Genomic DNA, 9,392 nt, shown 5'->3' on the forward strand with positions numbered 1-9,392 from the left:
GCCCCTGCCTTTCAGCCCGCTGTGCGCCCTGCGTTGTGTCTTTCAGCCCGTCCGGCGTTTGAGGACGAGCGCGTTCAGCGCGATAGCGGGGGTCTGGGGGCGGCAGCCCCCAGTAGTGACGGGAAGGGTAGGGGCGGCGGGGGCGAACACCCCCCGCGCCCAGCCCTCCACAGCGGTACCCTGACCAGGCCACATCCCAGCTCCGCCCCCGAAGGGACCTGACATGCCGCTAGAAGCCGGCCTTCTGGAGATCCTCGCCTGCCCGGCCTGCCACGCCCCCCTCAAGGAGCAGGAGACCGAGCTGGTCTGCACCGGCCAGGACTGCGGCCTGGCCTACCCCGTCCGGGACGGCATCCCGGTCCTCCTCGTCGACGAGGCCCGCCGCCCCGCGTAGGACCCCACCGAGTTGACGTAGACACGTAGACACGTAGAAGCGACCCTCGCCCGGTGTCCGGAGGCTGCCCACCATGTTCGACGAAACACTCCTCGACGACCAGGAGGCGCTGGCCCGCGCGGACCGGCGGGACCTGCTCCGCGGCGCCGCCGAGGCGGGCGCCCGCGTACGCACCGCCGTCCGGCACGCCAACGAGGCCGGGATCGCCGAGCTCAAGCCCGACGGCCGCCCCCGCGCCATCCTGACCGCGGGCCCCGGACTCGCCGCCACCTGCGTCGCCGACCTGCTCGGCTCGCTCGCCGGCGCCGCCTGCCCCGTCACCCGGCTCACGCCCCGCGGCGTGGCCCCCGCGGCGGGCGCCCTGCTCTGGGAACTCCCCGGCTGGGCCGGCCCCGTCGACCTGCTCCTGATCGCCACGCCCGACGGCAGCGAGCCCGGCCTCTCGCTCCTCGTCGAGCAGGCCTACCGGCGCGGGCTCACCGTCGTCGCCGTCAGCCCGTCCGGCAGCCCGCTGACCGACGCGGTCGCCGGAGCCCACGGACTCACCGTCCCGATGGCGACCGCGCCCTACGAACCGCAGGCCCCCGCCACCGCCTCGGCCCCCGGCTCGCTGTGGGCGCTGCTCACCCCGCTGCTCGCGCTGCTCGACCGCACCGGCCTGCTGTCCGCTCCGCCCGAGACCCTGCAGAAGGTCGCCGACCGGCTCGACCGGGTGGCCGAGCGCTGCGGCCCCGCCATCGCGACGTACAGCAATCCGGCCAAGACGCTCGCCGCCGAACTCTCCGAGGCGCTCCCGGTGATCTGGACCGAGGGCGACTCCGCGGGCCCCGCGGGCCGCCGCTTCGTCGCCGCCCTGGCCGAACTCGCCGGGCGGCCCGCACTCACCGCCGAGCTGCCCGAGGCGCTGGCCGCGCACAGCGTTCTCCTCGCGGGCGCGCTGGCGGCGAGCGCGGACCCCGACGACTTCTTCCGCGACCGGGTCGAGGAGGCACAGGTCATCCACGCGCGCGTGGTCCTGCTGCGCGACCGCCCGGCCGGAGGCCGCACCGCCGCCCCCGCCGCCCGCGAGCTGGCCTTCAGCCATGACACGGCGATCAGCGAACTGGAACCGGAGGAGGGCGGCGACCTGGAAACCCTCGCCGAACTGATCGCCATCACGGATTTCACCGCCGTTTACCTGGCACTCGCCTCGACGGCCTGATCCGCCCGTACAGAGGCTGACCAGGGCACGCACGGACGCACGGAGAAGAAGACACACCATGGACCGCCTCGACAACACCGTCCGCCCCTACGCCTGGGGCTCCACGACGGCCATCCCGCGGCTCCTCGGCACGCAGCCGACCGGCGAGCCGCAGGCCGAGATGTGGATGGGCGCCCACCCGGGCGCACCCTCACGCACCCCCCGCGGCCCCCTCACAGAGGTGATCGACGCGGCCCCCGAGCGCGAGCTGGGCACCGAGGCGGTCGCCAGGTTCGGCCCGCGCCTCCCGTTCCTGCTGAAGATCCTCGCCGCGGGCGCGCCCCTCTCCCTCCAGGTGCACCCCGACCTCGCCCAGGCCAAGGAGGGGTACGCGGACGAGGAGCGCCGCGGCGTCCCGATCGACGCACCGCACCGCAACTACAAGGACGCCAACCACAAGCCCGAACTGATCTGCGCGCTCACGGAGTTCGACGGCCTGTGCGGATTCCGCGCCCCGCTGGAGGCCGCCGAGCTGCTCTCGGCCCTCGATGTCGACTCCCTGAAGCCGTACGTCGATCTGCTGCACGCCCGCCCCGAAGATTCCGCGCTGCGCGAGGTACTGACCGCCGTACTGACCGCGGACCCCGAGCTGATGGCCACCACGGTCACCGAGGCCGCCGCGGCCTGCGCCCGGCTCGGCGGCGCCCACACCCCGTACGCCGGTATCGCCCACCACTACCCGGGCGACCCCGGTGTCGTCGCCGCGATGCTCCTCAATCACGTCCGACTGCAGCCCGGCGAGGCCCTGTTCCTCGGCGCCGGAGTGCCGCACGCGTATCTGAACGGCCTCGGCGTCGAGATCATGGCCAACTCCGACAACGTGCTGCGCTGCGGACTGACGCCCAAGCACGTCGACGTCCCCGAACTCCTGCGCATCGTCCGCTTCGAGGCGGGCGACCCGGGCGTACTGCGCCCCGAGGCGTCCCCCGACGGCGAGGAGGTCTACGAGACCCCCATCGACGAGTTCCGCCTCTCCCGGTACGTCCTCCCGGAGGGCGGCCCCGCCCACGACCTCACCTGCCGCACCCCGCAGATCCTGCTCTGCACGGCGGGCTCCGTACGGACGGGCGACCCTGAGCCCACCACCAGTCCCGCCAGCACGCTCGCTCCCGGCGGTTCCGTCTTCGTACCGGCGGGCGAAAAGGTCGAAGTGTCCGGGAGCGGGACGGTTTTCCGGGCCACGGTCGTCGTCTGAGTGAGCCCTGAGAGAGCTCTGAGGGAATCACAGTGACGGCCTGGCGCCCCATGGCGGACCCGGGCTGCAACAATGGCCCACCGCAAAGGGCAGGCAAAGCGCGCCCGGCGCCAGGCAGCGTGACAGCGGCCTGACAGCGGCCGGGCGGCAGCCGAGTGACAGACGAAGGGACGTCGGGAACACATGAGCGCGTCAGGCGGCACCAAGGCGATCGTGGCGGCACTCGCCGCCAACCTCGCGATCGCGGTAGCGAAGTTCGTGGCGTTCCTCTTCAGCGGTTCGTCGTCGATGCTCGCCGAGTCCGTGCACTCGCTCGCCGACTCCGGCAACCAGGGCCTGCTGCTCCTCGGTGGCAAGAAGGCCACACGCGAGGCGACCCCGCAACACCCCTTCGGCTACGGCCGCGAGCGCTATATCTACGCCTTCCTCGTCTCGATCGTCCTCTTCTCCGTCGGCGGCATGTTCGCCATCTACGAGGGCTACGAGAAGATCAAGCACCCGCACGAGATCGAGCACTGGTACTGGCCGGTGGGCGTCCTCGTCTTCGCGATCATCGCCGAGTCCTTCTCCTTCCGGACGGCCATCAAGGAGTCCAACCACACGCGCGGCAAGCAGTCCTGGAAGGACTTCGTACGCCACGCCAAGGCCCCCGAGCTGCCGGTCGTCCTCCTTGAGGACCTGGGCGCACTGGTCGGCCTCGTCCTCGCCCTCGGCGGTGTGAGCCTGGCACTGGCCACGGGCGACGGCGTCTGGGACGGCATCGGCACCCTCTGCATCGGCATCCTGCTCATCATCATCGCGATCATCCTGGCCGTCGAGACCAAGTCGCTGCTCCTGGGCGAGTCCGCCGGCATCGAAGCGGTCGAGAAGATCGAGGCCGCGATCGTCGACGGCGACACGGTCACCGGCATCATCCACATGCGCACGCTCCACCTCGGCCCCGAGGAACTGCTGGTCGCCGCCAAGATCGCGGTCCAGCACGACGACACGGCCGCCGAGGTCGCCTCGGCGATCAACGCCGCCGAGTCCCGCATCCGCGAAGCCGTCCCGATCGCCCGCGTGATCTACCTCGAACCCGACATCTACAACGAGTCCGACGCCACCAAGGGCGCGGACCGGGAGGCCTCACCGGGCGGCCCCGTACCGACCGCCGAACACTGACCTCCGGTCCCTGTTGCCCGAGGTTGCCCGGGCCTGGCACCTCTCGTCCCGGTCTGCCGGACCCTCGAAATCTGCTTGAACTGTTCGCAGGCGGGCTGGGGCCCACTGCTCCGATCGGTGTAGATTCGTAACCGAGCCAGACGTCGCTGCTGATGGCGGTCGGGCGGCCCCAAGGGGTCGGCCGAGGGAGAGAGGGCCTCCGACGGACTGCGTTGCGCAAGGCACCGGGCATTCGTGTGCCCGTGGGGCGCTCACCGTGCCCGCCGCCGCGCAGACCAGCCGAATCCGACCTCGTCCCAACCCGAGGAGCAGCTCGCATGACCACTGTCGCCAACCGACAGGACTTCAAGGTCGCCGACCTTTCCCTGGCCGACTTCGGCCGCAAGGAGATCACCCTCGCCGAGCACGAGATGCCCGGCCTGATGTCGATCCGCAGGGAGTTCGCCGCCACCCAGCCGCTGGCCGGCGCCCGGATCATGGGCTCGCTGCACATGACCGTGCAGACCGCCGTCCTGATCGAGACCTTGGTCGCCCTGGGCGCCGAGGTCCGCTGGGTGTCCTGCAACATCTTCTCCACCCAGGACCACGCAGCGGCCGCCATCGCGGTCGGCCCGAACGGCACGCCCGACAACCCCCAGGGCATCCCGGTCTTCGCCTGGAAGGGCGAGACCCTGGAGGAGTACTGGTGGTGCACGGAGCAGGCGCTGACCTGGCCGAACACCCCCTCCGGCGGTCCGAACATGATCCTGGACGACGGCGGCGACGCCACCATGCTCGTCCACAAGGGCGTCGAGTACGAGAAGGACGGCAAGGCCCCGTCCGTCGACACCGCCGAGAACGAAGAGCACCGCGTCGTCCTTGAGGTCCTCAACCGGACGATCTCCAACGGCTCGCGGAAGTGGACCCAGCTCGCCTCGGAGATCCGCGGCGTGACCGAGGAGACCACGACCGGCGTCCACCGTCTCTACGAGATGCACCGCGACGGCACCCTCCTGTTCCCGGCGATCAACGTGAACGACGCCGTCACCAAGTCGAAGTTCGACAACAAGTACGGCTGCCGCCACTCCCTGATCGACGGCATCAACCGCGCCACCGACGTCCTGATCGGCGGCAAGACCGCCGTCGTCTTCGGCTACGGCGACGTGGGCAAGGGCTGCGCGGAGTCCCTGCGCGGTCAGGGCGCCCGCGTGATCATCACCGAGATCGACCCGATCTGCGCACTGCAGGCGGCGATGGACGGCTTCCAGGTCACGACCCTCGACGAGGTCGTCGACAAGGCCGACATCTTCGTCACCACGACCGGCAACAAGGACATCATCATGGCCTCGGACATGGCCAAGATGAAGCACCAGGCGATCGTGGGCAACATCGGCCACTTCGACAACGAGATCGACATGGCCGGCCTCGCGCAGATCCCGGGCATCGTCAAGGACGAGGTCAAGCCGCAGGTCCACACCTGGCGGTTCCCCGACGGCAAGGTGCTCATCGTCCTCTCCGAGGGCCGCCTGCTGAACCTGGGCAACGCGACCGGCCACCCGTCGTTCGTGATGTCCAACTCGTTCGCGGACCAGACGCTGGCCCAGATCGAGCTGTTCACCAAGCCCGAGGAGTACCCGACCGACGTCTACGTGCTGCCCAAGCACCTCGACGAGAAGGTCGCCCGCCTCCACCTCGACGCACTCGGCGTGAAGCTGACGACGCTCCGCCCCGAGCAGGCCTCGTACATCGGTGTCGAGGTCGAGGGCCCGTACAAGTCGGACCACTACCGCTACTGAGCCCAGCGCTCACCGGACGGTTACCGGCAGGCCCTCGCTCTCACCGGCGGGGGCCTGCCCCATACGAGGACCCGAGCCACCATGCCCCGCGGCCGATATTCGCTCCATGACCCGCACGACCACACCCCCCTCGCCGAAGAACGGTTCCACTGCGCGCCAGGACCCTCCGGCTGGCGCTACGTCTCCCAACTGACCACCCCCTCAGGCACGGCGTCCACGACGCCCGGGGGCGCCCCCCGAGCCGGTACAGCCGCCGGTTCCGTCGACCTCGCCCTCGACGACCGCGGCCGCCCCATCCGCCTGGAACTCCACGCGTCGGGCTGGCAGGTCCGCGCCGCCGCCCTCGACGGCGTCACCTGGGTCCGCACCGACCCCACCGGAGATCACGCCACCGAAGGCAATGTCCGCGCCCACGCCTTCACCGGCTCGTCCCCCGGCTTCCTCATCGCCACCGCACGCCTGCTGCGCCTCACCCCCGATGCCTCCGCCACGCGTGTACGCCTCGTCGCCTTCACGGACCCGGTCCTCGCCCCGCGCACCCTCGACCAGTCCTGGGCCCTGCTCACGAGAGAAGCACACGCCACTGACAACGGCCCCCTGGCCGTGGAGGAATACCAGGTCACAGCCCTGGACACCGGTGAGCAGCACACCGTGCACATCTCCGGCGACGTGGTGCTCTCCGCCCCCGGCATCGAGCTGGAAGACCTCGAATCACCGCCGTCGGTCTTCACCTGACGACGGCGCCGGGCAGGACCGGGCGGGGCCGGGGATCAGGCGGGCGGGGCGAACCCGGTGGCGGGGCGCTCAGCGCCGGTCTCCCGGACGACGGGCGGGGCCGGTGTACTCGCCGGTGCATGCGCGGGGGGAGCCACAGGCGCCGAGGGATAGGGCGCCGCCGCCTGAACCGGCCGCTCGAACGGGCGCTGAACCGGATGCTGGACCGGGGCCGCCCGCCGCACCTCCCGCGCCTGCCGTTCCTGCATCACGGCCGCCAGGAACGCCGCCGGCGGAACACCGGGCGGCGCCGGCGCCCCGGTGCGCTCGGCGACATCGGCCGCGAGCCGCTCCGCCATCGCCCAGCCGACCTGCGGGTCCAGCTGCTGCATCCGCGTCAGGTACTGCCGGACGGCCAGCCACAGCCCGTCCGGAACACCGGACAGATCAAGTTGTGAGAACCGCCCCGACAGCCACGGCGGCGGAGGCGGAACGAAGGACGTACGGCCGGCGGGTATGCGTTCCCGTACGACCAGGGTTCCCGCGAACACGTCACCGAGCCGCCGTCCCCGCGCCGACACGAGCGACGCGACGCACGCCACGACCCCGAACGTCATCAGGATCTCGACCACACCGACCGCCCCGCGCACCAGCGCGTGCCGGAACCGGATGGGTCCGCCGTCGTCCCGCACCACCCGCAGCCCGAACGCCAGCTTCCCCAGCGAGCGCCCGTGACTGAGGGTCTCCACCGCGATCGGCCCGCCGACCAGCAGAAGAAGGAACGCGGCGATCGACACGGCTGCCTGCGCCGCCGCGTCGAGACCGGCCGTGGACAGCACCAGGGCAATCATCACGGCGACATAGGCGGCCACCGCCACGACCAGGTCCAGCACCACGGCCAGTACCCGGCTCGGCAACTTCGCGGGGCGCAGCTCCAGCGCCACCGCCTCGCCCGTCACAAGCTCACTCATGCCCCGCCGTCCTTCCCCGAACTGCCCTGAGAACAGCCAGTCTGCCAAGCTGAGGCACAACGCGCCGCAGTGCGACAAGCTGACCACACGACCAGCAGCCGAGGAGCAGCCAACCCGATGGACCTCGACGTCTTCGTGTTCGCCCACCGGGCAGAGTGGGACCGGCTCGACGCACTCCTCCGCCGCCGGCGCCGACTCACCGGCGCGGAGGCCGACGAACTGGTCACCCTCTACCAACGCACGGCGACGCATCTCTCCCTGATCCAGTCCAGTGCCCCGGACCCCCAGCTCACCGGCCGTCTCAGTCAACTGGTGGCCCGCGCGCGCAGTGCTGTGACAGGGACTCGCCGAGCCTCCTGGCGCGATGTCACCCGCTTCCTCACGCACGGCTTCCCGGCCGCGGTCTACCGGTCACGCCACTGGTGGGTCCCGACCGCGCTCCTGTCCACCGCGTTCGCCGTCCTCCTGGGGTGGTGGATCGGAACGCACCCCGAGGTCCAGTCCTCGATCGCGGCCCCCAGCGAGCTGCGGGAGCTCACGCGCCCCGGCGGCCAGTACGAGACGTACTACTCCAGCCACCCCGCGGCGTCCTTCGCGGCCCAGGTGTGGACGAACAACGCCCAGGCGGCGGCGATGTGCCTGGTTCTCGGCGCCTTCCTGTGCCTGCCTGTCATCTGGATCCTCTTCCAGAACATGCTCAACGTGGGCATGGGCCTTGGCCTGATGTCCTCGGCGGGCCGCCTCGACACCTTCCTCGGCCTGATCCTCCCGCACGGCCTCCTGGAGCTGACCGCCGTCTTCGTGGCAGCCGGCACCGGACTGCGGCTCGGCTGGACGGTCATCGATCCGGGCCCGCGCACGCGTCGTGCGGCTCTCGCCGAGGAAGGCCGCGCCGCCCTGGGCATGGCGATAGGCCTCGCCCTCGTCCTCTTCGTCTCCGGCGCCATCGAAGGCTTCGTCACCCCCTCCGGCCTGCCGACCTGGGCCCGCATCGGCATAGGCATAGCCGCCGAACTGGTCTTTCTCGCTTACGTCTACGTCCTTGGCGGTCGCGCGGCGCGGGCCGGCGAGACGGGTGACGTCGAGGAGGCGGAGCGCAGTGCCTCCGTACCGACCGCGGCCTGATGTGCAGGCGCACCGGCCAGGCTGCTAGTCTCCTCCTCGCCCCACAAAAACCGTTGACACGGGATGAGTGGGGAGGTAGATTTGAACAGTTGCCTAGAGCTGGACAAGTTCGGCGGCGGCAGTTAATCTCTGTCAGCTCCCTGGAATTCGATTCCAGTGGAGCACCTCCCGATAATTCAGGAATTGAGCGGCCGGTCAGGCCGGTCGAAAACTTCTGATAAAGTCGGACTCGCCGAAAGAGAGCCACCAGGCAATCAAATAGGCAAGGCCTACCAACTGGCCACCGGAAATGAATTCCGACCGGAAACGGAACGGAAAACGGATCTGGTAAGGTTGGAAACGTAAGACAGCAACACAAGCAGAACAGCAGGACCGAAGGGAAGCGCCCGGAGGAAAGCCCGAGAGGGTGAGTACGAAGGAAGCGTCCGTTCCTTGAGAACTCAACAGCGTGCCAAAAATCAACGCCAGATATGTTGATACCCCGTCCACCACATCGTGGTGGGTGGAGGTTCCTTTGAAAAAGTCCTGCCGGGCGCAAGCACGGTAGGCGCATCAGCGAGGACGCTGTGAACAGTCTTCCTTATTCCGGTCGACTGTTCCGCTCTCATGGTGTGAACCGGATTACCGGTGAACATTCACGGAGAGTTTGATCCTGGCTCAGGACGAACGCTGGCGGCGTGCTTAACACATGCAAGTCGAACGATGAAGCCTTTCGGGGTGGATTAGTGGCGAACGGGTGAGTAACACGTGGGCAATCTGCCCTTCACTCTGGGACAAGCCCTGGAAACGGGGTCTAATACCGGATGATACTTCCACT

At 69.8% G+C, this 9,392-nt stretch carries 8 protein-coding genes and 1 rRNA gene; 8 read left to right on the plus strand and 1 reads right to left on the minus strand.

Annotated elements, in window-relative coordinates; all coding sequences use genetic code 11:
- Positions 1-223 precede the first annotated feature (223 nt).
- The 6 genes from AOK01_RS41595 to AOK01_RS25120 all read left to right on the plus strand — a co-directional run bounded on the left by AOK01_RS41595 (position 224) and on the right by AOK01_RS25120 (position 6,500).
- Positions 224-394, plus strand: coding sequence for a Trm112 family protein (locus AOK01_RS41595; RefSeq protein ID WP_079103719.1), 171 nt, complete (start codon positions 224-226; stop codon positions 392-394).
- Between the two features lie 73 nt (positions 395-467).
- Positions 468-1,595 carry an SIS domain-containing protein gene (locus tag AOK01_RS25100; protein WP_055515435.1) on the plus strand — a complete coding sequence of 376 codons (1,128 nt, stop codon included), beginning with the start codon at positions 468-470 and terminating at the stop codon, positions 1,593-1,595.
- Positions 1,596-1,653: 58 nt separating this feature from the next.
- Positions 1,654-2,829 (plus strand): mannose-6-phosphate isomerase, class I, encoded by a 1,176-nt coding sequence (gene manA / locus AOK01_RS25105; protein ID WP_055515437.1) that lies wholly within the window; start codon positions 1,654-1,656, stop codon positions 2,827-2,829.
- A gap of 183 nt (positions 2,830-3,012) precedes the next feature.
- Positions 3,013-3,990 (plus strand): cation diffusion facilitator family transporter, encoded by a 978-nt coding sequence (locus AOK01_RS25110; protein ID WP_055515439.1) that lies wholly within the window; start codon positions 3,013-3,015, stop codon positions 3,988-3,990.
- Positions 3,991-4,307: 317 nt separating this feature from the next.
- On the plus strand, positions 4,308-5,765 hold the full coding sequence (gene ahcY / locus AOK01_RS25115; protein ID WP_055515441.1) for an adenosylhomocysteinase: 1,458 nt from the start codon (positions 4,308-4,310) through the stop codon (positions 5,763-5,765).
- A gap of 81 nt (positions 5,766-5,846) precedes the next feature.
- The gene (locus AOK01_RS25120) at positions 5,847-6,500 is read left to right on the plus strand and encodes a hypothetical protein (RefSeq protein ID WP_055515443.1); all 654 of its coding nucleotides are present in this window, start codon (positions 5,847-5,849) and stop codon (positions 6,498-6,500) included.
- 35 nt (positions 6,501-6,535) lie between these two features.
- Here the strand turns inward: AOK01_RS25120 and AOK01_RS25125 are convergent, their stop codons facing one another.
- Complete coding sequence (locus tag AOK01_RS25125; RefSeq protein ID WP_055515445.1) at positions 6,536-7,450, minus strand: RDD family protein; 915 nt, start codon at positions 7,448-7,450, stop codon at positions 6,536-6,538.
- A 117-nt stretch (positions 7,451-7,567) separates the two neighbouring features.
- On the opposite strand from AOK01_RS25125, the gene AOK01_RS25130 reads away from it, so the two are divergent.
- Positions 7,568-8,575, plus strand: a complete 1,008-nt coding sequence (locus tag AOK01_RS25130; protein WP_055515447.1) for a stage II sporulation protein M — start codon at positions 7,568-7,570, stop codon at positions 8,573-8,575.
- 634 nt (positions 8,576-9,209) lie between these two features.
- Positions 9,210-9,392, plus strand: a 16S ribosomal RNA gene (locus tag AOK01_RS25135); the annotation flags it as partial.

It is taken from the genome of Streptomyces aurantiacus, from assembly GCF_001418335.1.
Lineage (GTDB): Bacteria > Actinomycetota > Actinomycetes > Streptomycetales > Streptomycetaceae > Streptomyces > Streptomyces aurantiacus.